This is a genomic window from Streptomyces plumbidurans (assembly GCF_019857225.1).
GTDB lineage: Bacteria > Actinomycetota > Actinomycetes > Streptomycetales > Streptomycetaceae > Streptomyces > Streptomyces plumbidurans.
In genome coordinates this window covers 1-25,701 of the sequence record NZ_JAFJSY010000086.1, presented here as the reverse complement: position 1 = coordinate 25,701, position 25,701 = coordinate 1, and the positions used below count along the sequence as shown (strand labels likewise).

The following is a 25,701-nucleotide window of genomic DNA, read 5'->3' as shown; positions in this document are numbered from 1 at the left end:
CCGCCCGGCACGTCGAGGTAGCGGCCGGACTGCGGGTTCTTCAGATGCCCGTCGGACTCGGCGACCCACTGCTGGGCACCGGAACCATTGCAGTCCCACAACTGCAGCTTGACCCCGTTCGCCGTGCCCTGACCCGTCACGTCCAGGCACTTGCCGAGCGCACGGACCGTCCCGTCCGAACCCACCGTCCACGACTGCGCGTTGGTGCCATTGCAGTCATACAGCTGCACCGCCGTACCGTTCGCAGGGTTCGCCCCCGCCACATCCACGCACTTGCCACCCACACCCGTGATCACACCCGTACCCCCAACAGGCGGCGGCGTCGTCCCCCCGCCCGTGGGGATGTGGATGTCGCCGCGGCTGAGCACCCGGGGGTCGTAGTAGCCGGCCTTCACCGAGTCGTTGGAGTTGTACGCGGAGTTGGTCAGGTAGTCCAACCAGACGTTCCAGTACACCCACTTGGGCTGCGCGGACAGCTGGGCGGGCTGGGGCACGCTGCCGACCTCCGCCAGCGCCATGGGCTTTGCGCCGGCGATGTTCGAGAGGGCGTTGTACCAGTCGTTCGAGGGGAACTTGTTGACCCATACGTCCATGCCGACGACATCGACGTAGTTGTCACCCGGGTAGTAGCTCGCGGCCTGCGAAGCACCACCGGCTACGTCCTTGAGGGCCCAGACCCAGATGATGTTGTGCAGCCCCTGCGCCTCCAGGTAGTCGTGAGTGATCTGGAACAGCCGCGCGCTGCCGTTCGGGCCAGGACGGCCACCCCACCATGCCCAGCCCTCGTTCATCTCGTGCAGCGGCCGGAACAGCACCGGGATCCCGGCGTCCTGCAACTGCTGGAAGTACGGGACGAATTGCTGGAGCTTGGCCTTGTAGTCGTTGTTCAGCGTGGTGCCGTCGGTGATGACCTGGCTCCACTCCGCGTCCGACAGCTTGCTGCCGTTGACCGGATCGGAACCGCCCTCGAAGGCGCAGGTGGCGACGTCCGGCCGGCACGCGTGCATCATCAGCCCGGGCAGCGCACCGGCGTTGCACTCGGCCTTGGCCTCGTTGATGACGGTCTGCCGGTTGTCGATGTCGTTCTGGCTGAAGCCGAAGTCACCGTTCCAGATGCCCGGGTACTTGCCGGTGATGTCGTGAACCTTGCTGATCCACTGCGACGGGTTGCTGTTGGCGCCGCCCTGCTGCCCGGACAACACGTGGTTGCCGGTCAGGCTCTTGAGATAGGCGATCTCGTCGGCCTTGGTGACACCGGACGCGGCGGGAGGCGCGGCGGGCGCCGCGGAGGCACTCCCCCCGGTCAGGGTGAGCGCGAGGCCGGCGACCGCGGCGGCCACGGTACCGGCCAGCAGCGCGCGGGTTCTGGCGCGTAGGGACATGGGGGTTCCTTTCGCGGGTGGGGAGTGAGAGATCCGACCGGCGCCCTGGTTCCGGGCCGGCCGGTGCCTAGGCGTTCCGTGGCATCGTCAGGTCGGAAGGTGCCAGATCTGCCAGGCGTTGGTGTTGCGGTCCCAGATCTGCAGGCGCGTGCCGTTGGCCGTGTTACCGCCCGGCACATCGAGGTAGCGGCCGGACTGCGGATTCTTCAAGTGCCCGTCGGACTCGGCGACCCACTGCTGGGCACCGGAACCATTGCAGTCCCACAACTGCAGCGCCGTGCCGTTCGCCGTGCCCTGACCCGTCACATCCAGACACTTGCCCAGCGCCCGGACCGTCCCGTCGGATCCCACCGTCCACGACTGCGCGTTGGAGCCATTGCAGTCATACAGCTGCACCGCCGTACCGTTCGCGGAGTCCGACCCCGCCACGTCCACGCACTTGCCACCCACACCCGTGATCACACCCGTACCCCCGACAGGCGGCGGCGTCGTCCCCCCGCCCGTGGGGATGGTGAACTGGCCCTGGCTGAGAACGCGCGAGGAGTTGAAGGTGGCTTGGAGGCCGGTCGTGGAGTTGGCCGAGGTGATGTAGTCGGCCCAGATCATGAACCAGGTCCACTGCGGTTGCGAGGCGAGCTGCGACGGGGTGGGCACCGTGCCGACCTCGGCGAGGGAGACGGGCTTGCCGTGCGCGACGTTCAGGAGGGCCTGGTACCAGTCGCTGGTGGGGAAGCCATGGTCCCAGGGGTCGAGGCTGGCGACGTCGACGTAGTTGTCACCGGGGTAGAAGCTGGACACGCCGCCGGAACCGCCGCCCGCGTCGGTGTCCTTGACGTTCCAGACCCAGATGATGTTGGTCAGGCCCTTGGACTCCAGGTAGTCGTGCGTGATCTGGTAGAGCTTGGCACTGCCGTTGGTCCCGGGGCGGCCGCCCCACCACGCCCAGCCCTCGTTCATCTCGTGCAGCGGCCGGAACAGCACCGGGATCCCGGCGTCCTTGAGCTGCTGGAAATACGGTACGGCCGTGTCGAGCTTGGCCTTGTAGTCGTTGTTCAGCGTGGTGCCGTCGGTGATGAGCTGGCTCCACTCCGAGTCCGACAGCTTGCTGCCGTTGATGCCACCGTCGAACTGGCAGGTGGCCACGTCCGGCCGGCACATGTGCCAGGTCAGGTTCACCAGCGAGCCGTTGGCCCATTCGGTCTTGGCCTGGTTGATCATGGTCTGCCGGTTGGCGATGTCCGTCGAGGTGAAGCCCAGTTCACCGCCCCACAGCCCGGGCCACTTGCCGGTGATGGAGTGCGCCTGCGCGGTGTACTGCGACGGATTGCTCAACGGCTCCTTGTTGTGGACACCGCTGATGGTGTGGTTGCCGCTGATCTGGTGCAGGTAGTTGATCACGGCGTCGGGGGTCGAGGCGCCCGTTGCGGACGCCGGCGACGAGGAAACGGCCAGCCACGTGGCACCGGCCAGCGGGATGGCGGCCAGTAAAGCGGCGGCCTTGCGCGTGAAGATCTTCGATCTCAATGGGTGAGCCTCTCATGAGCAACCGTGGGGGTGGAACGTTGCATGTGCGGAGGCAACCGAGCCTGCTCGACCGAGCCTCGGAGCAATCGCTGTCGCGCTCTGAACTGACGCCAGAAGCTAGAACTCCGCCTTGTTGGTGTCAATGGATTGGACCAGACCGGAAGTAAAACGTGCCAGTAGTCGAGGTTCCGTCTGGACCAACGCGGCTTCCCCGTGCGGTCGCCGCGCTCGGCGCCATCGAGGATCAACGAGGATCAACGAGGTGAACAACCTCGCACCGCCCCCTAGGCGTACCGACCAGTCGGTACTACCCTCTGGCCACGCTCTCGGAGCCGGGCGCATCGTGCCCCGTAGCCGTGACGCAGCACCCGGTTTCCGTAACCCAGGAGGAGCCGTATGTCCGCCACACCGACCGCGTTCGACGCCGACAAGCCCACGCCTGACGGGCCCGTCGTGAACGCCCGCGGGCCGCTGGCCCGCCTGTACCGTCGCGAACTGGCGGATTACCCGCCTACGGGACGCCGCATGGCGTATCTCGCGATCGTGGTCACCACCACCGTTGTCCTGTACTACATGCTGTACATCCAGTACGCGGTGGCGACGTCGATCATCACGCACTTCGACATGACATACCGCTACTTCATCTGGGTCTCGGTGATCGGCAACGCGGTCGGGGCCTTCGCCTCGCTCGTGGCCGGTCTGGCCGATCGCTGGGGCCGGGCGAATCTGGTGGTCTACGGACTGCTGATCGCCTCGCTGCTGGTCTTCTTCGGGCTGCCGAACGCGGCGAACAAGAGCACCTATCTGGTGCTCTTCGCGCTCGTCAGCTTCATCGAGGGCATCGTGCTGGTCGCCACTCCCGCGTTGATCAGGGACTTCTCGCCTCAGCTCGGCCGGGCCACGGCGATGGGGTACTGGACGATGGGCCCGGTCATCGGCTCTCTGGTCGTCACCACCGTCACCAGCAACACCCTCGACAGCGCCACCTGGCAGGACGAGTTGCGGTATTCGGCGATCGCCGGGTTCATCGTCTTCGTCGTGGCGATCTTCGCGCTGCGTGAGTTGGCCCCGGCGCTGCGCGACCAGACCATGGTGACGCTGCGGGACCGGGCACTGGTCGAGGCGCGCGCCAGGGGGCTGGACACCGAGGCGGTGCGCCGCGGCGAGTGGCGGCAGATGATGCGCCTGGACGTGCTGGGTTCGGCCTTCGCCATCGCCGTGTTCCTGCTCCTCTACTACGCGGCGGTCGGCAACTTCGTCGTCTACTTCGCGACCATCTTCGGCTACAGCGAGCAGCGCACCAACGCGCTGGCCAACTGGTACTGGGGCGCGAACGCCATCGCTCTGGTCCTGGTCGGCCTGCTCTCGGACCGGCTGAAGGTCCGCAAGCCCTTCATGATCGTCGGCGCCGTCGGCTCCATCGTCGTGACCGCGATCTTCGCGACCCGCGCCACCCACCAGACCACCGACTACTACACGTTCGCCTGGCTCTTCATCGGCATCGGAGTCTTCAGCGGCATCGCCTACGCGCCCTGGATGGCGAGCTTCACCGAGACCGTGGAGAAGCACAACCCGGCGGCAACGGCGGCGGGTCTGGCGGTGTGGGGCTGGACGGTGCGCATCGTCGTCGCCGTCTCCACAGCCTTCATCCCGGTGCTGGTGACGTCCGTGACCCCGCTGGTGGAGCACGGCAGCGAGGTGAAGGCCGCCTCGGCGCAGGCGGCGCCCGCGCTGGCCATCGTCAACGCGCACCCGCAACTCTTCGCCGAGCTGAACAAGTACACCCCGACCACGGTGCCGCCCGCGCTGAGCGCCCGCGCCGTCAAGGAGGTCGGTGCGGCGAACCTGGGTGTCGTGCAGAAGGCCGCGCCGCAGCTCAAGGTGCTGCAGGAATACGGTTCCCAGGTCCAGAAGGCGTCGAAGAACGGGCCCGGTGAGTGGCGCGACTGGTGGTGGATCTGCGTCGGCGGCCAGGTGCTCTTCCTGCCCTTCGTCTTCGTGATGGCGGGTCGCTGGAGCCCGCGGAAGGCGCGTGAGGACGCCGAGGCGCACCAGATAGCGGTCGATCGCGAACTGGCCGCCCTCGCCGCCGCAGAGAAGTGACCGGACGCGGGGCCGGCCGGACGGACGGACCGGCCCCGCGTCCGGTGATGGAGCGGGGTCGGGGCGAACTCGCGGACCGCGCAGGGATCACCCCGGCCGACCTGGCAGTACATCGACTGCGGATCGGGACGCCGCCAGCGTCAACAAGGCGAACGCGACAGCGAAGCCGAGCATGGTGAAGACTCCCCTGGGCCAGAAGATATGGCTGTCGACGAACGACCAGCACGAGGCCAACAGCACTACGGCACCCGGCAATACCCTCACACTGTGGCGGCGCCAGAGCACCGCGCAGGTGGCCGACGAGGCCACGGCCAGCCCGTACACCCCCACCCTGCCCAACTCGTCGCCGACGTAGAACAGTCGACCGGCCGCCCCGTGGACACCGTGCTCCACGACGGTGCCGGCGGATATGCCGGCCACGGCGTCGAGGCCGGAGTAGTAGGCGGCGAAGCAGAGACATCCGGCCCAGGACACCACCGTCAAGGCGCCTTCGACGTCGCGTCGAGGCCGCCCCCACAGGGGAACCACCAGCCCAAGGACGAGGAAGGGGAAGAGGGGCAGCAGAAAGATGTGCAGAGTAACCCAGTGACCTGCTGTCGCTCCTGTCAGATGCCGGGGATGCACCAGACCGGCCAGCGCCAACAACAGCGGAGCAGCAGTCACCAGTGCCAGGGCGCGAAGAGTGCGGAAGGGTCGCATACGCTCACGCTATTGAGCAGCCTGATGCCCCACCGGGCGGTCTCGTCGCGCGTAAGGAAGCCGTAAGACGGCAGGGCCTTCAGCGCTGCGGAGTGCAGTCGTAGAGGCGGAAGCTGCCGTCGGTTTGGCGGGCGTAGGCGGTGGGGCGGATGCGGGTGCAGTGGGACTTCACCCATGTGGTGGCGGGGGTGGTGGGGCGCTGGGTGGTGAGGAGCGCGTAGCGCAGCTTGTGGGTGGCGACGAGGCTGCCGATCTGCTGGGCGCTGGGAAAGGGGGTTTTGCCGGTGAAGCCGCCCATGACGAGGACGGGCTCGGACTTCGCGCGCAGCAGGGGCTCGGCGGTGTAGGCGGCCTGGGTGGCGAGCAGGTACTTCTCGCCGTGGCGGTGCGTGGTGAGGTAGTCGAGCAGTGCGGTGTCGCGGGCGTTGGGCTGGTCGAGTCCCCTCCTTCGTGGGGCGTGGTGGGGATGCTCGTAGTACGACTTGCCGACCGGACCGGCCATCGGCGAGGTGGTGGCGCCTGCGTAGAGCGGGTTGAGGGCGGAGAGGGCCCAGCCTGCCGGTACGACCAGGGTCGCGGCGATCCCGGCGGTAAGGGCGGCGTGGACCATCCGAGGAGCGGTGCGCGGCCCGCGGCTCCACAGGCCCACCACACCGCACAGCGTGAGCATCACGGCGACCGGCAGGAGCCAGGAGACGAACCGGGTCGGCCAGTCGAGCACCAGCGCCCACACCGCCGTCAGCACGATCGCCGCCGGGAGTGCCAGATGCCGCCGGCCGGCCGTCTCGGGCTCCGCCTCCGGTTCGTATGTCGCCACTGCCTCCGGTGCGTATGTCGCCGCCGGCTTCGGCTCGTAAGCCGCCAGCGCCTCCGGTCCGTATGTCGCCACCGCCTCCGGCTCGTAAGCCGCCAGCGCCTCCGGTTCGTACGTCGCCGCCGGCTTCGGTTCGTACGTCCTGCCCGGCCTCGGCTCGTGCTTCGCCTCGTACTCGGAGCGGAAGAGCGCGAGCCCGCCGCCGGCCAGCGCGGCGAGCGCCGGGGCGATGACGGCCGTGTAGTAGGCGTGGTTGCCGTTGGACGCGCTGAACACCAGGGTGTGCACGGCCAGCCAGCCGCCCCACATCACAAATCCCGTGCGCAGCGGGTCGGTTCGCGGTTTCCCGGACCGCCAGAGGATTCCCAGCACCGCGGCGAGCACGGCGAGCGGCAGGAACCAGGCGACCTGCGGGCCGACCGTGTTGTTGATCAGCATGTCCCAGCCGGTGTTGCCGGTGGTGCGGCTGGCGGCGGTGCCCGCGACGGCGCCGAACGCGGTGGAGTCGCTGCTGAAGCGGCTCAGGCCGTTGTATCCGAAGACCAGGGTGAACGGATCGTTGTTGGACGTGCCGTCGAGGTACGGGCGGCTCGCGGCCGGTGTCGCCCAGGCGATCAGCGCCCAGGAGCAGGAGATGGCCAGAGCGACCGCTCCGGCCGCCAGGACGCGCAGGGCACGGTTCAACCGGGTTCCGGGTGCGGCGAGTTGGTAGACGGCGGCGAAGACCGGCAGCACCAGCCACGCCTGCAACATCTTCGCCTGGAAGGCCAGCCCGACCCAGATCCCGCAGGTGATCAGCGGCAGCAGCCGCTCGGTGCGCACGGCCTTCTGCAGTGCGCCGGCGGCCGCCACCAGGAGCAGGGTGAGCGCGGTGTCCGGGATGGTGGCACGGTTGAGCGCCACGGTCACCGGGGTGAGAGTGAGCATCAGGGCGGCGATCAGCGCGGCGAACGGACCGGCCCAGGCCCGGACGATGCGGTGCAACAGCCATACGGTGAGCACGCCCTCGACGACTTGCGGCAGCGCGGCTGCCCAGGTGTGCGGGCCGAAGAGCCAGACGGAGACGGCGTCGGGCCAGAAGGCGCCGGGCAGTTTGTCGATGCTGATCGATCCGCTCGCGTCGAGCCCACCGAAGAAGAAGGCACGCCAGCCTGCGGCCATCGACCGTATCGCCGCACCGTAGAAGGGGTGGATCGCGGCGTGCCCGAGGCCCCAGGAGTACAGCGCAGCGGCGACGACCAGCACCGCGGCGAGCGCCGGGCGCTCCCAGCGCGCGACGTCCTCCGGCAGTTCGGAGAGGCTGTCGTCGGCCGTCGGGCGGCCTCGGTGCCCTCCGGTGGGCCGGGTGGCGGGGATGGCGGTCATGGCGGTGGTCCTCGGGTCAGCAGGTCAGGTGAGGCGGCGGTGCACGGGCGGCGTGATCACAGGAGGCGGGATCACAGGCTGCGTGATCACAGGCGGCGGGCCGCGCGGAAGCCGCGGGCGTAGAAGTCGGTGCCGTCCAGCAGCGCGTGGCCGGACATGTCGCCCATGGTGGGGCCGTTGGCGGCGGAGCGGCTGGAGTAGAAGCGGTGGCGGCCCTTGTCGTCGAGGCCCATGTACATGCCGCAGTGGTCGATGAAGTCCGGCCGGTCCTTGATGATGGCGAAGAAGACCAGGTCGCCGGGTTGCAGGGCGTTCAGGTCGGTGGCCTGCTCCTTGCCGGTGTGCGGGATCACCACGCGGCCGGGACCGTAGGCGGCGATGGCATACGCGCGGCGCGGCAGGCCGGCACCCTTGGTGTTGGTGCTGTGCAGGGGAATGCCCATCCGGTAGCCCCACACCAGCCGTTGGAAGCCGGAGCAGTCGGCGTCGCCGTAGCGGGCCTTGTCCGGCTGCACGCGCGTGCCGTCCGGGAATGTCCAGGGAATGCCCAGATAGTCGTAGAAGTCGGACTGTTCGTCGTGGAAGGCGAAGTCCAGCGGGTTGTTGACCGCGGCGTTGCGCGGGCCGAAGTGCGCGGTGCCCGCGTAGCGCACGCCGGCAGCGTTGTGCTTGTCGGGCGCCCCCGCACTGCTGTACTGGAACGCCACCGCGAAGACGTCCGGGCTGGTGTCGCCGAGCGCCTTGCGGAACCAGCTCTTGAACGAGGCGGACTTCTCCATGCCCTGCTGCCATTCATGCGGCAGCACCCGCACCCAGGCGTCCGTCGTCACCTTGGCCTCGGTGGTCCGCGGCTCGCTGAAGCTGCGGGAGGGCCCGGTGAGGACGGCCGTACGGGCTCCGTCGGTGAAGGTGGCGAGGGTGCCGCCGTCGGCGTCACGGACCACGGTGCGGGCGGGCGCGGACAGTCGCTCGAAGGTGTGGGCGCCGGTGGCCTGGGCCTTCGAGCCGGCGCGGGTGCCGTCGGCGACCGCCCCGTCTCCGTCGTCGCCGCCGTGCCGGTGGTGGTCCCAGGCGTACCCGCCCGCCACCCCGGCGGCCGCGACGCCGGCGATCGTCCCGAGCACGGCGCGGCGGGTCGGGCGGCTGCTCCTGCCGGTGGGTTGGGAGTGCATGGCTGATCCTCCTGGACGTGTGAAGTGAGGGGGCAGTGGGGGCAGTCAGGCGGTGGGCAGGGCTCCCATCAACAGACCGGAGACCAACACCACGTACGTGGCCAGCGTCACCGCCGTGGTCGAGATGACCGTGGCCGCCAGTGGCTGCCTGACCATCTGGTAGGAGACCAGGCCCGGGACGATGAAGCCCAGGGTCTGGGACGTGTAGAGCAGCGGAAACTCGTGACTCAAAGCGAGCATCACGGTGGTCTGCATCAGCACCGCGCACAGCACCACGGCGGCGAACAGCCGCTTGCCGTAGAGGATCACCGTGCGTTGCAACAGCTTGGTCATGAAGTACGAGAGCGCGGCCACAACGACCATCAGCCCGGCCATCCGTACGTCGGTGACGAGCGTGAGGGCGATCCAGCCCGGGGTGATCATTCCCCCGGGCGAGAGGTTGGTGGTCAGGTAGCAGACGAGCGAGAAGACCAGCCCGAGGGCGATCCCGAGTGCGGCGGTCTGTGCGGTGAGGTTGGCGGGGATCACGGGTTCCTCGTGGACTGGGGCGAATCGTAGGAGTGCTGCCGGTCGTGGGAGTGATGCCGGTCGTGGGTGTGGTGCGGGTCGTCGGCGGTGCTGTGGTCCTCGGACCGGCCATGGCGTTCGGCGAACCGCCGGGCGAGGTCGCGCTGTTCGGGGATACGGAAGGCGTACGTCGGTGTCTCCAGCGGTGCCACCCAGCTGTACGGCTCCGGCTCGGGCGGCCGGGCCACCGAGACCTGCGCCCGGGGTATGGCGATCTGCATCGTCTCCTGGTCCAGCCCGTCGCCGTCGGGAACCGCGTCGAGCAGGTCCTCGGATTCGTCCAGCGGCAGCTCGGCGAGGCATTCCAGGAACAGCTCGCCCTGACCGTGGATGTTGCCGATCGCCACCAGCGAGGAGGCCGGCCCGAGTTCCGCGAGCATGGCCGCGGTCAGCTCCTCGGGGTCGCGGCGGTCGCCGCCGAGGTCCACCACTCGCCCGGTGAAGCCGGCGGGAATCGCGTCGCGGGCGCTCTTGGTCGGATGGCCGATCAGGAACACCGTCTCGGCGGCGAGGTCCGGGACGATGGCGCCCATCTGGCCGTTGCGCTCCACCCGGTCCGGGCGGCAGTTGATGACCACGTTGATCGGCCGTCTGATCGCGCCCAGGTCCTCCAGCTGCTTGACGTTCATCAGCGTCGACTCGGGATCGTTGGCCGCGAAGACGTTGGCGAACCGCAGCTTCTTGCCCTCGGGGGTGACGTAGCGCTCCACCGACAGCACGCCCGGGTCGGGCGGCGCGTCCCACATGCCCTGCATCGCGGTGTGCCGCTCCACGCCGAGCAGTTCGGCGACGGCGAGCGCGATCGCCACGTTCTCCTTGAAGGTGAACCAGCTGAAGCCGCGCAGTTCGGCGTCGGTCACCGTCTCCGGATCGACCGCGATCAGCCGGCAGTTCCGCCGGTCGGCCTCCTCCTGGAGGATGTGCAGCCGGTCCTTCTCCGCCGTCACGCACACCCCGCCCACCGGCATCGAGCGGGACAGGGAGCGGGCGACGTCGTCCAACGTGGGCCCCATCTCCTCCAGATGGTCCTCGCGGACGTTGCACAGCACGCCGATCGTGGAGCGGATCAGCTTCTCCTGATTGGTCTCCTGCAGCGCGGGCATCACCGCCATGCACTCGATGACGAGCGCGTCCGGCCGGTAGGACGCGGCCCGCCGTACGATGCCGATCTGCTCGACGATGTTGGAGATGCCGAACTTGCGGTACACCGGTTCCTCGGTGGCATCCGGGTGGATGAACCGGGCCGCGGTACCGGTGGTCTTGGCGACCGTGACCAGGCCGCCGCCGCGCAGCGCGCCCGCGCACAGCCGGGTGATCGAACTCTTGCCGCGGATGCCGTTGACCAGCACCCGCGTCGGTATCTGCTCCAGCGAGGCGAAGTGCCGCCGCTGCTCCACGATTCCGGCGATCCACAGCCCGGAACAGCACAGCAGGACGATGACATAGAGGAAGAGCACGCAGATTCCGTCCTTCTACCGCTGGAGGGTGTTCGCAGGCAGGGGCCGCGAGGGCCCGGCGACGTGACCGGATCTGGCCGCCCGGTCGCGTTCCGCGAGGGCCTGGCGGATCAGCTCCAGGCTGCGGGTGACCGAGCCGATCTCGTCGTGGTTGACGGGATGCAGCACGGTACGGCGGTCCCCGCCGGCGAGCCGCTCCACGAGCACGGCGACTGCGCGCAGCGGCCGGATCACCACGACGTGCAGCCAGCCCAGGCAGGCCACGCCGACCGAGAGGCCCAGGATGCCGGCGAGCATGGTGCGCTGCTCGGCCTGCACCGCGGGGATCTGGAGCCCTGCCGCGGGCTCCGCGGCCACCACGTGCCAGCCGAGGCGGGCGGTCGGGCCGCTCTGTGCCAGCGGCGCGGCGGCGTCGACGGAAGGGCCGGACGACGTGAGGTGCACCGCGGAGGTCGCGGTGCCCGTGGTCCCCGGGGCGCTCTGGGTGGCGCGGGCGAGACGGGTCAGGCCGGAGTTGGGCAGGGACTGGAAGGCGCGGTAGCCCACGCTTGCCGCCAGCACCTTCTCGCGGCCGTCCGTCACCCAGACATCGCCCAGCTTCGGCCTGGGCAGTATGGAGTTGAGCGCCTGAACGTCGATCTCGCCGAACAGGACCACCCCGGCCGCCCTGGCCTTGCCCTTGACGGCCGGGACCTGGGTGTAGGCGGCGATCGCCGGGATCCGGCCCGAGGTGTTGACGGTGGTGATGCCGCCGCCGTCAGGCACGTGGACGAGGGTGCGCAGCGGTGTGCCGCCCACCCTCAGGGTGATGCCGCCCGAGCGGTCCAGGAGATACAGCGAGCGGTACTGCTTGTGCTCGGCCAGTGAGTGCCTCAGCACCTCGGTCTGGGCGGCCCGGCTCCTGCCCGGCAGGCCGGCGGCCGCGGCGCTCAGCTCGGTGTACGAGTGGTCGAGGGACTGCCGGATCCGGCCCGCCGCGATCTCCGTACGCGTCTGCTGGTCGGCGAGGACGGGAGCCGGAACGGCGGTCACGGTGTCCGCCCGGTTCAACAGGAAGACCATCGGCGCCGACCAGCAGGCCACCACCAGCACGCCGAGCACGGCCAGCGCCCGGTAGCCCGGTCCACGCCTGGCCGGGAAATCCTGCGGGCCGCTCTCGCCCAGCAGTTGGCGGCGCAATGCGTCCAGTGCCCGCCCGATCCTGGTGAGTTCACCGAAGCCGTGCAACGGAACCGGCCGGGACAACTCCGACGAAGCGGCCGGCCAGTCCTGGCTCGCCTGGCCCGCCCCTCGGGCGACCCGGCCGGCGGACAGGTACAGCCGCAGCAGTGGCCGCTGCACGCAGAAGTACAGCGCCAGACCCAGCAGCAGCGCGAGCGCGGACAGCGCACCGGCGGCCTCGAGCGCGAAGCGCGAGTAGTCGGCGGCGGTGGTCGTGGCGGGCGTCGCGTGGGAGGTGAGGACCACCAGACCGAGGTCGTCGGTGTCGCCCGGACCGGTCGCCGAGGCGACCTGGGCCCAGCCGGCCACGGTGCGCCTGCTGCCCGTGGTCGCGCCCAGCAGGCTTCCGGAGGCGTCGGTGTCACTCCCGGATCCGTGCGCCGCGCGGGCCGCCGCCGCGGGCAGAGCGCTGTCGGCGGCCGGTGACGCCTTGCCGTGGACCGCGGTGGCGAGCTTGGTGCCGCTCGTGTCCAGCACTTCGACGCCGCGTCCGTCGCCGTAGGCCGCGACGGCGGGGAGCGCCTCGGTGACCGCCAGCAGCCACTGACGTTCGGCCCGGCTCGGGGCCTGATTCTGGTCCTGGTCGGGGTCCTGCTGCGCGGGCAGCGTGACCCTGGCGAAGTACAGCAGTTGCGGGGCGCCGCCCGACGTCACCAGCCGGGGCGGGATCGCCCCGTGTTCGGCTGCCGCTTTGGCGTTCACTCCGGCCAGCGGCACTGTCTTGCCGCCGGCCGCCAGCAGTTTGCCGGTGTGCCGGTCGAGCAGCGCACCGCCCAGGACCGACTTGCTGCCGGAGGTCAGCGCCTTGAGCGTGGTCGCGGGGGTCGACGTACCCGTCGCCACGTACGCCCCCGCCGTACGGCGCACGGTGCTCGCCTCGGCGTCGATCGCGGTACGCAGCGACTGCGCGGTGTCCGCGGCGATGTGCTGCTCCCCGTTGAGCACGGCCTGCGGGATGGGCTCGGCGTGGACGCCGCCGATGCCGATCACGGTCAGGGCGGCAACAACCAGGAGCAGTACGACAAATGAGGCTATCGGCGGGCGCACCCCGCCAAGCATCGGCATATCGGCGCGGCGACGGTTGCGGTGTCGGCGCGGCGCCCGGGGTGCGGAGGGCAGAGGACCAAATCCTTCCTCAACTGGCGCCGAGCGCCCAAACGTTCGATGGAACGAACATCCTATCCCCCTGTTGTCACATAACCATCACGCGTTCGCCCCATGTGTCGCACGAGTCAACGGGCCCCGTGGGTGGCGCGCACGAGGGAACGCCCTCCCTCGGCGCCCCTCGACGCCCATCGAAGCCGGAAGGGTCGGGCCCGCGAACGGGCCCGACCCTTCCGGCTTCCGGGCAACGGCCCGGTCGGCCTGTCCGGTCAACGGACGAAAGAGATCTCCGGGTACTTGCTGGTGGGCCCGTCGAGCAGGGTGCTGTGCTTGTGACGCAGCTCCTGGTCGAAGAAGGCGGCCAGGTACACGCGCTGGACCTGGACCGCCCGGTTCCGGTCGATGGTGCCGTACTGCTGCTGGAGCTGAGCCTTGGAGAGCCCGAGCAGGGCGGCCTCCTGCGGCACCATCCACTCCTGGTCGCTGAACGACAGGTGCGCCGCGCCGTGGAGCTGGACGTCGACCCGGTAGCCCTTCAGATGCGACCACAGCGTGCGCCACGAATGGTCGTTGTTGCGGTTGTGGGTGCCCGAGCTGAAGAGCATGAAGGGACGGTCGAGATCCTTGCTCGGCGCGGTCCCGAAGAACTGGCCGTCCAGGTCGGCGCCGGCATCGATCCGCTTGTCGAGCTGCATGGCGGTGTCGACCGCCGCGCCGCCCAGCGACCAGCCGAACATGCCGATACGGGACGTGTCCACCGACTTCGCCAGCCCGGAGGGCAGCGTCGCGTGGCCGGCGTCCGGGTTGCCACCGCTGCTGATCTTGCCGAGGGCGTTGATGACGAACTTGATGTCCGCCGCGCGCACCTTGAGCGTGTCGGAGGAATGGCTGCCCGCCGGCATCCTGTTGACCTCGAGCCGACTGCCGGGGAACTGCACCTCGTTGGCGTCGTGGGTGTGGTCCACCGTGACGACGAGATAGCCCCGGCTGGCGAGATCCTGGGCGAGCGCGGTGCCCATCGAGCGGTCCGAGTGCAGCCCGGTCGAGTACAGCAGGACGGGCAGCTTGCCGAGCGAGGTCTTCACCGGGGCGAGGACATGGCCCGCGGTCCTCGGCAGGGTCACCTGCCGTGTCGACAGCCCGCGCGAGGCGAGGAAGTGGGCCCCGGAGATCGACGGCTGCCACGGCGCCTGATAGTGCCCCGACGTGGAGGTGGCCGGATACCAGAGCGAGACCATCACTTCGCGCTTGCCGCCCACATACGGATCTGTGCGCGACGAGTCGACGAGGTGCAGGCCGACCATGCCCACGCTGTACGGCCCGGTCGGGTCGGGCATCTTGAGCTGCAGCGGGGACGCGGCCGCCCGGTTGGCCGCGAGCGCCTCGGGGTGGACCGACTTCTGGGTCAGCGGCCCCTGGTCGTTCTCGGGCGCCCAGTTCGGCTTCGGTTCGGGATCGTCGGGCGAGAACCCGGTGGCAGTCGGCTTGCTGGACGTACTGTCGGCGGCCATCGCCGGCGTCATCCCCACACCCAGCGTGACGGCCAGCGCACCCGCCGATCCGACCGCTCTGGCGATCGCTCTGCTACGTGGGCGCGGGCGGCGGTGTTTCATGTAACCCCCTCTTTGGTCTGCGATCGTAGAACGCGCGATCGACTGCCGCATACCGTACCGCCACGACGACTGGCACATTCACGCACCCGGGATACTGCGGACGTTGCATCCGCCCCGTGGACGACCACCTGGCCGCCTGCGGCCGTTCAGCCGGTGCTGTCGGTGCTCACGCCACGCTCGATCGCCAACCGGGTCAGTTCCACGCGTGAGTTGATGCCGAGCTTGGCGAAGATGTGCTTCATGTGGGTGTTGACGGTGTGCACGGACACGTAGAGCCGGTCGGCGATGGCCCGGTTGGTGAAGCCCTCCACGACGAGTGGGATCAGTTTCCGCTCGGACTCGGTCAGGTCTCCCCATCCCTGGGGGCCGGTCCGGTGGGTGTGAACGGGGGCGGTGCGCACCCCGAGCCGCCGCAGGCGACGCCTGATGCGTTCCTGATCGTGTGCGGCTCCTACGGCCGACGCCCAATGCGCCGCTTCCTCGAGGTGGGCGATCGCCGAGGTCGTGTCCGCCGTTGCCGCCTCGAGTTCGCCGAGGTCCTCGCAGGCGGCGGCCAGTGCGGCCGGTCTGCCCGTGGCGCGGTAGTGGGTCACGGCCGAGGCCAGTGCGCGGGGCTCGCGGTGCAGCAGGCCCTCCACGTGGGCGTTCACCGCTCCCGCGATCTGTCGGCTCGTGGTCTCGGTGGTCAGGCCGCGCAGTGCATCGGCCACCGTCCGGCCGAGCTGCCGGTCCCCGCCCCGCAGGGCGATGCGGACCAGCGCGGGCCAGAGGGACGGCGGCAGCGCGAGCAGTCTCGCCGGGGCGTGGGGCATGAAGGTGTCGGCGAGGTTCGCCGCCGCCTGTTCGGATTCCCCCTCCGCCTCCGCCAGGCAGGCGCCCGCGACGGCGAGCCACGGTGCGTAGCGCTGCAGGCTCGTGCCGGAGCCGGTCCTGGCGGCCTGAAGGTGGGCACTGGCTTTGGCCAAATCGCCCCTGCGGGTCTCCACCAGCGCCAGCACGGACCGGGCCTGCGGGTTGGGCAGGGTGATGTCGAGTTCGTCGGCGATCATCAGGCCGGCCTCGGCCTCCACGGCCGCGTCGTCCAGCGCTCCCTGTTCGAGCAGTGCGCAGGCGCGTACGACGTGCCAGTGGGGCAGGGACCAGCCGAGGCCCAGCGCCTCCGCCTCGCGCTGGCCCTCCCGCAGCACCCGTTCGGTGTCCGCGAGGCGGTCGGTGACGGTCAGCACGGTGGCCAGCCACAGCGCGGGAATGCGCGGCGGCCGTAGATACAGCGCGGCGGGTTGGGTCGCCGCGCGCCGGGTGGCGCCTTCCGCGAGTTCGAGGGCGCGGTCCAGGTGCCCGCGGTAGAAGAACGTCTGGGACTGGAACACCATGGCGCTGACGACGACGGACGGTTCGTCGCTGTGGTACGAGGCTTCGACCAGCCCGGGGCCGGTCCGTTCGGCGGCGGTGATGTCGCCGAGGTAGATGTGGCCCGTCGCCTTCGTCTTGAGCAGGCGGTCGCGGAGGTCGGAGGGCAGCGCGGGCAGGTCGAGTGCCGTCCGCAGGTGGGTCATCGCGGCGGCGTCGTCGCCCGCCGCCTGGTGGATCTCGGCGGCGACCAGGCGCAGGCGGGCTTCCTGGAAGGGGTCGAGGCCCACCGGCAGCGTGGCGTCGACGAGGTCGAGGGCGTCGTGCACCCGGCGGGTGCGGCCGAGGTACTCGGCGGCGTCGGTGAGCAGGGCGAGGCGGCGGGGGTCCGGTACGGGCAGCAGGCCGGCGACGCGCTGGGCGAGGTCCGCGGCCGCTTCGGGCGCGGAGGACGACATGTCCCGTACGGCGGTGGTCATGGTCGTGACGGCCTCGTCGTCGACCGGGCCGCCCGACATGACGACGTGCCAGGCCACTTCCGCCTGCCGGGCCCCTGTCCCGCGCAGGGTCTCCGCCGCCTCCCGGTGCAGGGCGGTCCGTACGGCCAGGGGCAGGTTGTCGTGGACCGCCTGTCGTGCGAGCCCGTGCCGGAAGACCAGACGTGGGCCGTCGGCCGAGAGCAGGCCGGAGTTCGTGGCCGCCTCGACGCCCGACAGGAGGCTGCCGACCCTGCGGCCCATCATCCGCGCGGCCGTCACGAGGTCGAACTCGCGGCCGAGGACGGACCCGATCTGGAGGAGGTGCACGGCGTCCACGGGCAGCCGGTCCACGCGCGCGGCCACGCTGCGGCGGAAGCTGACGGGAATGCCGTCGCTCAGCAGACTTCCCTCGCCCGTTTCCTGTCCGGCGACACCCGTGTCGGCGAAGGCGCGGGTCAACTCACTGGCCAGGAAGGGGTTTCCGGGGTTTCCCGCGACGCCCCGCAGGAGCCTGACGAGACCGGGGGACGGTTCCGCGCCGAGGATGTCGGCCGCGATGTGCTGCAACTCCTGCTGGGGCAGCGGGCCGAGGGTCAGCCAGCGGGCGCCGAGGCGTTCGAGGTCTTCCCGGACCCGTGCGACGGTGGGCCGTTCGGTGTCCGACCGCACCGCAAGGGCCCACAGGATGCGTGCGGAAGCCAGTCGCCCGGGCAGGGTGCGCAGCACGAACAGCGTGGCGGGGTCGGCCCATTGGGCGTCGTCCACCAGCACCGCCACCGGGGCCCGCTCCGCCCGGTCCTCCAGGGCGTCCGCGATGCCGTCCAGCAGCCACAGCCGCTGGTCGTCGGTGGCGGCGAGCGCGCGGTGAGCACCGTCGGAGGACTGCAGTGCGGCTTGCAGGGCGGCGCCCGCGGCGTACTGGTCGAGTTCGTCTGCCCGTACCGAGACCACGTCGAACCCGGACCGCCGCGCCATCCGGTCCAGCTCCGCCAGCAGCCGGCTCTTGCCGACGCCTGCCGCTCCCTCCACCACCACACAGGCGCCCCGGCCGCCGCGTACCGCGTCCAGGGCCTCGCGGGCGGCGTCGATCTCACGGTCCCGTCCCCGCAGGCGGGGTCCGGTCGCGGCCTCGCTCGCCCGCTCGCCGTCCCCTTGGCCTGCGGGGTCTGTGCTCTGCATGGGCTCAGCATGACCCACCGTCTCGACGCGCCTCAATCGCAGGCCACCCGCGACCACCGCTTTCACCCGGGTGATTGCCGCCCGCCGGCCGTCGCCTCACCCTGTCGCGACGCATGCTCCGGCCATCGGGATCTCTTGCCTCTGGAGAGGAGCACGACATGCGTACAGGCAAGGAGTACCTCGCGGCGCTGAACGACGGCCGCAAGGTGTGGGTGGGCGACGAGGTGGTCGACAACGTCGCCACGCATCCGAAGACCCGCGCCTACGCCCAGAGCCTCGCGGCCTTCTACGACCTCCACCACCGCCCGGACCTCCAGGACGTCATGACGTTCGTGGACGAGGACGGGGTGCGGCGGTCCATGACGTGGTTCCAGCACCGTTCGAAGGACGACCTGCGGCGCAAGCGGCGGTACCTGGAGACGGTGCAGCGCGAACTGGGCGGCGGGGCGATCCCGCGCACCCCGGACGTCAACAACTACGTCCTGCTGACGTACATCGACGACCCGGAGCCGTGGAGCAGCCAGTCCGTCGGAACCGACGGCAGGGACCTCACCGCGGGGATCCTCGACTTCTGGAACGTGGTGCGGGACGGGGACCTCAACGCGCCGCCCGCGTTCGTCGACCCGCAGGCGGACCGCTCGCGCGACTCCGCCCAGGCCGAGTCCCCCGCCCTGCGGGTGGTGAGCACCTCGGACGAGGGCATCGTCGTGCGAGGCGTCAAGGCGATCAGCACCGGCGCCGCCTTCGGCGACTGGATCCACATCGGTGTCTTCTACCGGCCCGGCATCGTCGCGGAACAGATCATCTACGGTGCGGTGAAGCCCAACACCCCTGGTGTCACCATCATCTGCCGCGAGAGCAACGTGCGCGACGGGGAGGAGGTGGAGCATCCGCTCGCCTCCCAGGGCGACGAGCTGGACAGCATCATCGTGTTCGAGGACGTGCTCATCCCCTGGAACCGCGTCTTCCACATCGGCAACCCCCAGCACGCCTCGCTGTACCCGCAGCGCGTGTTCGACTGGCTGCACTACCACTCACTGGTACGTGCGACGGTCAAGGCCGAACTCATGCTCGGTCTGGCCCTGCTGATCACCGAGCACATCGGCACGTACCAGCTGCCGCCGGTCCAGGCACGCATCGCACGGTTCGCCGGGTTCCACCAGTCGCTGAAGGCGCATGTGGTGGGTTCGGAGGACGAGGGCTTCTTCACGCCGGGCGGCATCTTCAAGCCCAACGTCCTGATGTTCGACTTCGGGCGGGCCTATTACATCGAGCACATCACGGAGATGGTGCACGAACTCATCGACCTGGCGGGCCGGGCCGCGCTGATCTACCCCACCGAGGGACAGTGGCAGCAGCCCGAACTGCGGCCGTGGCTGGAGGCGTTGCAGACCGGGCCGGTCGGCCGGCCGCACGACCGACTGAGGATCAGCCGGGTGATCCGCGACCTGTTCCTGTCCGACTGGGGCGACCGGATCGGCGTGTTCGAGAACTTCAACGGCACGCCCCTACTGGCCATCCGCACGCTCACCATGAAGCGGGCCGAGATGTCCCCGAGTGGCGCCATGGCCGATCTGGCGCGCAAGGTCTGCGGCATCGAGAGCGTGGGCGAGGAGCGGGACAGCGCCTACCTGTCCCAGGCGAACTACGCCCGGCGCCAGGACGACTCACGTCAGGAGGCGTAGGCTCCGACGGCCGGGGCCCGGGTCACAGCACACCGCTCTCCCGGGCCCTGGCCACCGCCTCACTCCTGTCGTGCGCGTCGAGCTTGCGGAAGATCGCCCGTACCTGCGTCTTGACGGTGTTGTGCGACACGTAGAACTCGGAGGCGATCTCACGCAGCGTCAATGTGCCGCAGAGGGCACGCAGAATGCGGCGCTCCCCCGCCGACAGGTCCTGGGGGCGGGGGCCGTCGGGTGCGGTCGCCGGCCCCCCGCCGGCCCGGGCGAGCAGGCCGGTCAGAATGCCCGGGCACTCGCACCGGGCCGCTTCCGCCTCGGCCGCCTTACGCGCCCTGCGCGCCGCGCCGCTGTCACCCCGCGCGCTCTGCAGTCGCGACCACGTGAAGTGCCACAGGGCGCGCACATGAGGTTCCCCGCCCCCCTGCGAGGTCCCCGACATCGCCAACTCGGCCGCCCGCAACATGAGTTCCGCATCCTCGGCCCGCCCTTCCTGGAGCAGGTGCCCGGCTTGGCCGACCAGAGCGGGCACCGCGACGAAGTGCCGGTCGAGGCCCGCGTCAGTGGCTTTCCGCAATGCCTCGCCGCACAGGACGCCGGCCAGATCGTGGCGTCCGGCCAGCAGTGCGCAGAGCGCCCGGAGGCCCAGTGCACGCACAAGCGCCAGGGCGTGCCCGGCGGCGTGCGCGTCCCGGGTCGCCTCGGCGAGCAGCGTTTCCGCCTCCTCCCAACGGCCGGTCCACAGCAGGGCGGCACCCCGGGCGGTGCAGACGAGGGCACGCCAGGAGGTCAGGGGCGGCGCGCCGACGACTGCGGAAGCACCGAGGCGATCGGCGGCGAGCACTTCCCCTCTCAGGCAGCAGGCCACGGCCTGGGCAACGGCCGCCGCGGAGTCGACGGTGGATCCGTCGCCGACCGTCCGGGCTCCCGACCGTCTCAGCCGTGCCACGTCCAGCCACCGGCAGGCCGCCCCGGGGGCGCCGGCGGCGAGGGCCGTCATGGCCGCCACGACACAGAGCCTCGCGTCCCCGGCCACTGTGCGGTGCGGCAGCAGGTCCAGCCACTGCGCGACCTGCGCGCCCTTGCCGGCCGACCAGGTGTTCTCCCATGCGTGAAGGACCACCGCGACGGCTGACGGTTCGTCGCCGGCGAGCATCCAGTGCCGTACCGCCGCGGTGGTCCGCCCCTCCTGGGCGTACCACCGGGCCGCCGAGCGGTGCAGCGCGGCGACGGCGTCCGCGCCCTCCGACGCGAGCAGCTCGGACAACAGCGACGCCAAGGCGCGGTGATGCCGGTACGCCGGCGGTTCGCCCGCCACGGGTACGAGGAGTTGGAGCGTCCGGGACAGCTCGCGCAGCACCGTGCCCGCCCGGTCACCGGCCAGAGCCCGGCACGGCCCGGCACTCAGCTCGTCCAGCACGGCGGTGCGCAACAGGAACCGGCGCTGTTCGGTGGTGAGCCGGTCGAAGACCTCCGTGACCAGGTATTCGGTGACCGCCTGCCTGCCGCGGGCCACGAAGCCCTCGGTGCCGGCCCCGTCCGCGGCATGCGCCAGGCTGCATCCCATGAGGCACAGCCCCGCCGCCCATCCTTCAGTCGCCTCGTACAGGGCCGCCGCGTTCTCCGGCGTCGGCGCCGCTCCCGTCAGCCCGGTGATGAGCGTGGTGGCTTCGTCGGAGGTGAACGCCAGGTCACGCAGGTCGAATTCGGCCACCAGCCCCCGGGCCCGCAGGGTCGGCAGGGGCCTGCCGGGCAGGTGCCGGGTCGCCAGCACGACGCGGAAACCGTCGGGCAGCCGGGTCAGGAAGTCGGCCAGGGTGTCGAGTGCGTCCGGGTCCGTGACGGCTTCCAGTCCGTCGAGTACCAGTGTGAGCGGCGCCGCCGCGACCAGGCCGCTCACCAGAGCCGGCAGGATCTCGCCGAGCCAGGCCCCGACCGTCCACCGGTCGCTGCCGAGGCGGGGTGGCAGCTCTGGTCGTGCCTGGTGCAGCGTGCGCAGGATGCCCGTCCAGAGGCGGTCGGGTGCGTTGTCGTGCGTGTCCAGGCTGAGCCAGACACACTCACCACGGGCCATCGGGCCGCGCGACCACTCGGCCAGCAGCACCGTCTTGCCCGCACCGGCCGGCGCGGAGAGCACTACAACGGGCTCCGTCGCCTCCTCGATGCGGTGCAACAGGCGTGGCCGGGACAGCAGATGCGGGGGCAGGGGCGGAGGTAGCAGCTTGTAGGTCGGCACTGAGCTGGGCATGGCAGTTCCCCTGGGTGTGGGTCGGGACGAGCGGAGCCCCCGACGGCCGTGGGCTCGCCTCGCGGGAGCCGGACGTCGGGGGCGTACCGGGGTGGACGGGCACGGCGGACGGGCGAGGTGGACGGGCGAGGTGCGCGCCAACTCCCTTCGGCGGACCGGGCTTAGAGGGGTCGCGTGGGCCTGAGGGCACCGAAGCCACCGGCGAAGTGGACCAGCGGACGGCAGTCCACCAGGTGCGAGCAGTGGCGGACATCGCCTACGAAGATGGTGTGGTCGCCGCCCGGAAGCGCTTCGGCGACGTCGCACACGACAGCGGCGATGGCGTCCTTCAGCACCGGCACACCGTGGTCGTCGACCGTCTCCACACCCGCGAACTTGTCCGGTTTGGACGCGGCGAAGTTCCGTGCCAAGTCCTCCGCGTCCTCGCCCAGGACGTTGACCGCGAAGCGGCCGTGTTCCGCGATCGCGGTGCGCGTGAACAGGTGGTTGCCTATACAGACGAGCAGTTGAAGCGGCGACAGGGAGAGCGCCGACACGGCGCTCGCGGTCATGCCGATGGGGGTGCTTCCGGAGCGCGTGGTGATCACGCTGACGCCCGTGACAAGCCGGCTCATGGTCGCTCGGAAGTCGACGGTTGTGTCGAGGGTTTCGGTCATCGGGGGGCCTCCGTGGAGAGAGGAAGGGGGTGGGACCTGTTGGAGCTGTTGGAGCTGTGGCCCGGCGGTCGGCGCGGGTTCAGCGCGCGGGCAGCGGTTCCAGGACGAAGGTGCGGCGCAGCAGCGTGTACGGCTCGTCGGTCTGGCCGCTGCAGGGGCCCTCGCCGGCCTCGTGGGTCTCGTAGGTCTCCACGAGTGACTGCTTGACGCCGAACACGGGGTCCGTGTCGAGGTAGAGGTCGTCGGACGGGAAGAGCATGGTGGTCACGCGCTGGAAACCGGGCGCCTCGATCAGCAGGTGCACGTGCGCGGGACGCATGAGGGACCTGCTGGTCGCGCTCATGAGTTCGCCTACCGGACCGTCACCGGGGATGGGGTAACTGGCGGGTCGGATCGACCGGAAGGCGAAGTCCCCCGACTCGTCGGTGCGCAACAGGGCCCGCATGGCGGGGTCCTCCTGCCCCGGCACCTCCATGTCGTAGTGGCCGTCCGCGTCGCTGTGCCAGACGTCCACGCCGGCACCGGGCACCGGCGCCCCGTCGCCGTTCACGACGCGTCCTTCGAAGAACAAGGGTGTGCCGGGCAGTCCGCCGGAGATGTCCGCGCCGTCGGCGTACTGCGGCCTGTCCTGACGGAAGTACGGGCCCAGGACGCTGTTCTGGGTGGCTTTGGCCGAACGGCGGTTGCTGAGCGCGTCGACGAGCATGGTGACGCCCAGCACGTCGGAGAGCAGGATGAACTCCTGGCGGGTCGGCGTGCAGGTGAGGCCCGTGCGGGTCAGGAAGTCCACGCCCGCCGCCCACTCGTCCTCCGTCAACTCGACGTCGCGGACGAAGTCGTGGAGGTGACGCACCAAGGACTCCAGGATCTCCGCGAGACGCGGATCCTTGGTGCCCCGCATCGTCGAGATCACGGCAGGGGTGATGGTGTCGCTGGTCAGATCACGCATGGCGCGCTCCTGTGATGACGGTGATGAGGGTGATGAGGGGTGTTCGGTCGTGGGGTCGGTCCGCGATGGTGGCGTTCCGGCGGCGGGTGACGTTCCGGCGGCGGGTGGCGTTCCGTCGGCGTTCACGGCGCCTCACCGGCCCAGGCCCGGGTCAGGAAGGTGCGCACGGCGTCCCGGTCGACCGGACGGGGGTTCCAGTAGCCGTCCTGCGTCACGAGTTCGGCCGCCTGCTCGATCCCCTCTTCGGGCATTCCGAGGTCGCGCAGCGCCGTCGGTGCGCCCAGCTGTTCGGCGAGTTGGAACAGACCGGTCGCGGGATCGCTCCCCGGTATCACCTGGGCGAGGCGCGCCATGGCCTCGCCGGCCGCGGGCGCGGGCGCGTTGAAGGCGACGACATGCGGAAGGACGACTGCGTGGGTCTGCGCGTGCGGGAGCCCGAACGTGCCGCCCAGCACGTGGCACACCTTGTGGTGCAGCGCCATGCCCACCGTGCCGAGGCAGGTGCCCGCCAGCCAGGCCCCGTACAGGGCATCGGCCCGAGCCTCCATGTCGGCCGGACGCCGCAGGATCCGGGGAAGGGAGCGGACGAGGGCATCGAGGGCCTCGCCGGCCATGAGGAAGGCGACGGGGTCCCGGTCCTCGGCGTACAGGGCCTCCACGGCGTGCGCCATGGCGTTCAGGCCGCTTACCACCGACACCGCGGGCGGCAGTGTGAGCGTCAGATCGACGTCGTACACGACTGTCCTGAGCAGCACCTCGGGCAGTCGCCGGGTCCGCTTCCTGCGGCCTTCGGTCTCACCGAGGATCGGCGTCATCTCCGAACCCGCGTACGTGGTGGGCAGCGCCAGTTGCGGAAGGCCGGTCCGTGCGGTGATCGCCTTGCCCAGGCCGATGGTCGAGCCCCCGCCGACGGCGAGCACCGAGTCGGCCCCCAGGGACGCGGCGTGGGCGAGCGCCTTCTCGGTCACCTCTACGGGGGTGTGCGGCGCCGCCGAGGTGAAGGTTCCGGCGGTCGCCGCGCCCAGCAGGTCGGCGATCCGCTCCGCCTGGTCCGCCTGGTCCGGCGTCGACAGCACCAGCACGCGCCGGCATTCGAGGGCATCCGCCTCTTCGGGAATTCGATCGCGGGTGCCGCTACCGAAAACCACCTTTGTGATCTGCCCACGATGCACGAAATTTTTCATGACGAAGTCCCCGGTCCGGCGTTTTTCGATGATGGGCAATAGCGTCATCACGGAGATGGCATGCGTCAATGGAATTCACGGGGAATGACGGCTTTCGGCGTGGGAATACCGTGTTCGCGGGACCGGGCTCCCCCACGCATCCTCGGCATCTCCTCGGCATCCCCGGCGTCGCGCGCCAATATCACCCATCTTAGGGATGCGACGGGAGTGTGCGGTGAGGGAGCCTGAGTACCGGCGCTGACGGAACACGAACGCGTACGGACGTGTCTCGGTGGAGCCTTATGCGCGATTCCTTTTAGGTTCGAAAACCGCCGCGTATACGGACTCGATTTCTGTTCCTTACCGAACGCTCGCGGCATTCGGGGGCGCACGGCGAAAGGGTGAGAAGAAATGGACAAGGTGGTCGCCACGGTCGCTGAGGCGGTGGCCGACGTCCCGGACGGCGCATCGGTGGCGGTGGGCGGTTTCGGCTTGAGCGGCGTGCCGACCGCCTTGATCGATGGCCTGCACGAGAGGGGCGTAGGCGATCTCCATGTCGTCTCCAACAATTGCGGGGCGATGGAGACGGGGCTTGCGGTGTTGCTGGCGGCGGGCCGGATCGCGCGGGTGACCGGCTCCTACATCGGGGCGAACAAGGAGTTCGCCCGGCAGTACCTGGCCGGTGAGCTGGAGGTGGAGCTGATCCCGCAGGGCACGCTCGCCGAACGGCTGCGGGCCGGCGGTGCGGGGATCCCGGCCTTCTTCACCCCGGCCGGGGTGGGCACCCAGGTCGCCGACGGCGGACTGCCCTGGCGCTACGACGGCAACGGCGACGTGGCGCTGGCCTCACCGCCCAAGGAGGTCCGCGAGTTCGACGGGGCGAAGTACGTGCTGGAGCGGGGCATCCGCACCGACTTCGCGCTGGTGCGGGCCGCACGCGGCGACCGGCACGGGAACCTGGTGTTCAACAAGTCGAC

The 25,701-nt window shown here is 70.3% G+C and carries 17 protein-coding genes; 3 read left to right on the top strand and 14 right to left on the bottom strand.

All coding sequences use genetic code 11. The features are described from left to right. Positions 1–1,382: glycosyl hydrolase (locus JYK17_RS40860; protein ID WP_261996477.1), on the bottom strand; the 1,382-nt coding region annotated here is incomplete at its 3' end. A gap of 87 nt (positions 1,383–1,469) precedes the next feature. Beyond that, positions 1,470–2,906 (bottom strand): glycosyl hydrolase, encoded by a 1,437-nt coding sequence (locus JYK17_RS34605; protein ID WP_222811953.1) that lies wholly within the window; start codon positions 2,904–2,906, stop codon positions 1,470–1,472. A 396-nt stretch (positions 2,907–3,302) separates the two neighbouring features. On the opposite strand from JYK17_RS34605, the gene JYK17_RS34600 reads away from it, so the two are divergent. Continuing rightward, a complete protein-coding gene (locus JYK17_RS34600; protein WP_222811952.1) occupies positions 3,303–5,009 on the top strand; it encodes an MFS transporter in 1,707 nt (568 codons plus the stop codon). Between the two features lie 87 nt (positions 5,010–5,096). Here JYK17_RS34600 and JYK17_RS34595 read toward each other — a convergent pair whose 3' ends face one another. The 8 genes from JYK17_RS34595 to JYK17_RS34555 form a co-directional block, all read right to left on the bottom strand. After that, positions 5,097–5,708: a hypothetical protein gene (locus JYK17_RS34595; RefSeq protein ID WP_222811951.1), complete on the bottom strand. Its 612-nt coding sequence runs from the start codon at positions 5,706–5,708 to the stop codon at positions 5,097–5,099. A gap of 79 nt (positions 5,709–5,787) precedes the next feature. Continuing rightward, complete coding sequence (locus JYK17_RS40855) at positions 5,788–7,887, bottom strand: ArnT family glycosyltransferase (protein ID WP_234547244.1); 2,100 nt, start codon at positions 7,885–7,887, stop codon at positions 5,788–5,790. A gap of 86 nt (positions 7,888–7,973) precedes the next feature. Further along, the gene (locus JYK17_RS34580) at positions 7,974–9,059 is read right to left on the bottom strand and encodes an NlpC/P60 family protein (RefSeq protein WP_222811950.1); all 1,086 of its coding nucleotides are present in this window, start codon (positions 9,057–9,059) and stop codon (positions 7,974–7,976) included. 45 nt (positions 9,060–9,104) lie between these two features. Continuing rightward, positions 9,105–9,587, bottom strand: a complete 483-nt coding sequence (locus JYK17_RS34575) for a poly-gamma-glutamate biosynthesis protein PgsC/CapC (RefSeq protein ID WP_222811949.1) — start codon at positions 9,585–9,587, stop codon at positions 9,105–9,107. Further along, complete coding sequence (gene pgsB, locus JYK17_RS34570; protein ID WP_222811948.1) at positions 9,584–11,083, bottom strand: poly-gamma-glutamate synthase PgsB; 1,500 nt, start codon at positions 11,081–11,083, stop codon at positions 9,584–9,586. Before pgsB ends, JYK17_RS34575 begins: the two co-directional genes overlap by 4 nt. 15 nt (positions 11,084–11,098) lie before the next feature. Further along, positions 11,099–13,351 (bottom strand): HAMP domain-containing protein, encoded by a 2,253-nt coding sequence (locus JYK17_RS34565; RefSeq protein ID WP_234547245.1) that lies wholly within the window; start codon positions 13,349–13,351, stop codon positions 11,099–11,101. A gap of 326 nt (positions 13,352–13,677) precedes the next feature. Beyond that, positions 13,678–14,919, bottom strand: coding sequence for an alpha/beta hydrolase family protein (locus tag JYK17_RS34560; protein WP_108015962.1), 1,242 nt, complete (start codon positions 14,917–14,919; stop codon positions 13,678–13,680). Positions 14,920–15,167: 248 nt separating this feature from the next. Then, the gene (locus tag JYK17_RS34555) at positions 15,168–18,029 is read right to left on the bottom strand and encodes a helix-turn-helix transcriptional regulator (RefSeq protein ID WP_222811946.1); all 2,862 of its coding nucleotides are present in this window, start codon (positions 18,027–18,029) and stop codon (positions 15,168–15,170) included. A 158-nt stretch (positions 18,030–18,187) separates the two neighbouring features. Here JYK17_RS34555 and JYK17_RS34550 point away from each other — a divergent pair, with 158 nt between their 5' ends. After that, positions 18,188–19,714 carry a 4-hydroxyphenylacetate 3-hydroxylase family protein gene (locus JYK17_RS34550; RefSeq protein WP_222811945.1) on the top strand — a complete coding sequence of 509 codons (1,527 nt, stop codon included), beginning with the start codon at positions 18,188–18,190 and terminating at the stop codon, positions 19,712–19,714. A gap of 22 nt (positions 19,715–19,736) precedes the next feature. On the opposite strand, the gene JYK17_RS34545 is transcribed toward JYK17_RS34550, so the two are convergent. The 4 genes from JYK17_RS34545 to JYK17_RS34530 all read right to left on the bottom strand — a co-directional run bounded on the left by JYK17_RS34545 (position 19,737) and on the right by JYK17_RS34530 (position 24,745). Next, positions 19,737–21,956: a helix-turn-helix transcriptional regulator gene (locus JYK17_RS34545; RefSeq protein WP_222811944.1), complete on the bottom strand. Its 2,220-nt coding sequence runs from the start codon at positions 21,954–21,956 to the stop codon at positions 19,737–19,739. A 161-nt stretch (positions 21,957–22,117) separates the two neighbouring features. Further along, on the bottom strand, positions 22,118–22,612 hold the full coding sequence (locus JYK17_RS34540; protein ID WP_108015966.1) for a flavin reductase family protein: 495 nt from the start codon (positions 22,610–22,612) through the stop codon (positions 22,118–22,120). Positions 22,613–22,691: 79 nt separating this feature from the next. After that, positions 22,692–23,561 (bottom strand): dioxygenase family protein, encoded by an 870-nt coding sequence (locus JYK17_RS34535; protein ID WP_108015967.1) that lies wholly within the window; start codon positions 23,559–23,561, stop codon positions 22,692–22,694. A gap of 122 nt (positions 23,562–23,683) precedes the next feature. After that, on the bottom strand, positions 23,684–24,745 hold the full coding sequence (locus tag JYK17_RS34530) for a maleylacetate reductase (RefSeq protein WP_108015972.1): 1,062 nt from the start codon (positions 24,743–24,745) through the stop codon (positions 23,684–23,686). A gap of 390 nt (positions 24,746–25,135) precedes the next feature. Between JYK17_RS34530 and JYK17_RS34525 the strand changes: the two genes are divergently transcribed. After that, the coding region (locus JYK17_RS34525; RefSeq protein WP_222811943.1) for a CoA transferase subunit A at positions 25,136–25,701 on the top strand (566 nt) is incomplete at its 3' end.

Excerpts from the sequence above, each read along its gene's own strand:
- JYK17_RS34600 (WP_222811952.1), top strand. The coding sequence starts at position 3,303 with ATGTCCGCCACACCGACCGCGTTCGACGCCGACAAGCCCACGCCTGAC.
- JYK17_RS34595 (WP_222811951.1), bottom strand. The coding sequence starts at position 5,708 with ATGCGACCCTTCCGCACTCTTCGCGCCCTGGCACTGGTGACTGCTGCT.
- JYK17_RS40855 (WP_234547244.1), bottom strand. The coding sequence starts at position 7,887 with ATGACCGCCATCCCCGCCACCCGGCCCACCGGAGGGCACCGAGGCCGC.
- JYK17_RS34580 (WP_222811950.1), bottom strand. The coding sequence starts at position 9,059 with ATGCACTCCCAACCCACCGGCAGGAGCAGCCGCCCGACCCGCCGCGCC.
- JYK17_RS34560 (WP_108015962.1), bottom strand. The coding sequence starts at position 14,919 with ATGGCCGCCGACAGTACGTCCAGCAAGCCGACTGCCACCGGGTTCTCG.
- JYK17_RS34555 (WP_222811946.1), bottom strand. The coding sequence starts at position 18,029 with ATGCAGAGCACAGACCCCGCAGGCCAAGGGGACGGCGAGCGGGCGAGC.
- JYK17_RS34550 (WP_222811945.1), top strand. The coding sequence starts at position 18,188 with ATGCGTACAGGCAAGGAGTACCTCGCGGCGCTGAACGACGGCCGCAAG.
- JYK17_RS34545 (WP_222811944.1), bottom strand. The coding sequence starts at position 21,956 with ATGCCCAGCTCAGTGCCGACCTACAAGCTGCTACCTCCGCCCCTGCCC.
- JYK17_RS34540 (WP_108015966.1), bottom strand. The coding sequence starts at position 22,612 with ATGACCGAAACCCTCGACACAACCGTCGACTTCCGAGCGACCATGAGC.
- JYK17_RS34535 (WP_108015967.1), bottom strand. The coding sequence starts at position 23,561 with ATGCGTGATCTGACCAGCGACACCATCACCCCTGCCGTGATCTCGACG.
- JYK17_RS34530 (WP_108015972.1), bottom strand. The coding sequence starts at position 24,745 with ATGAAAAATTTCGTGCATCGTGGGCAGATCACAAAGGTGGTTTTCGGT.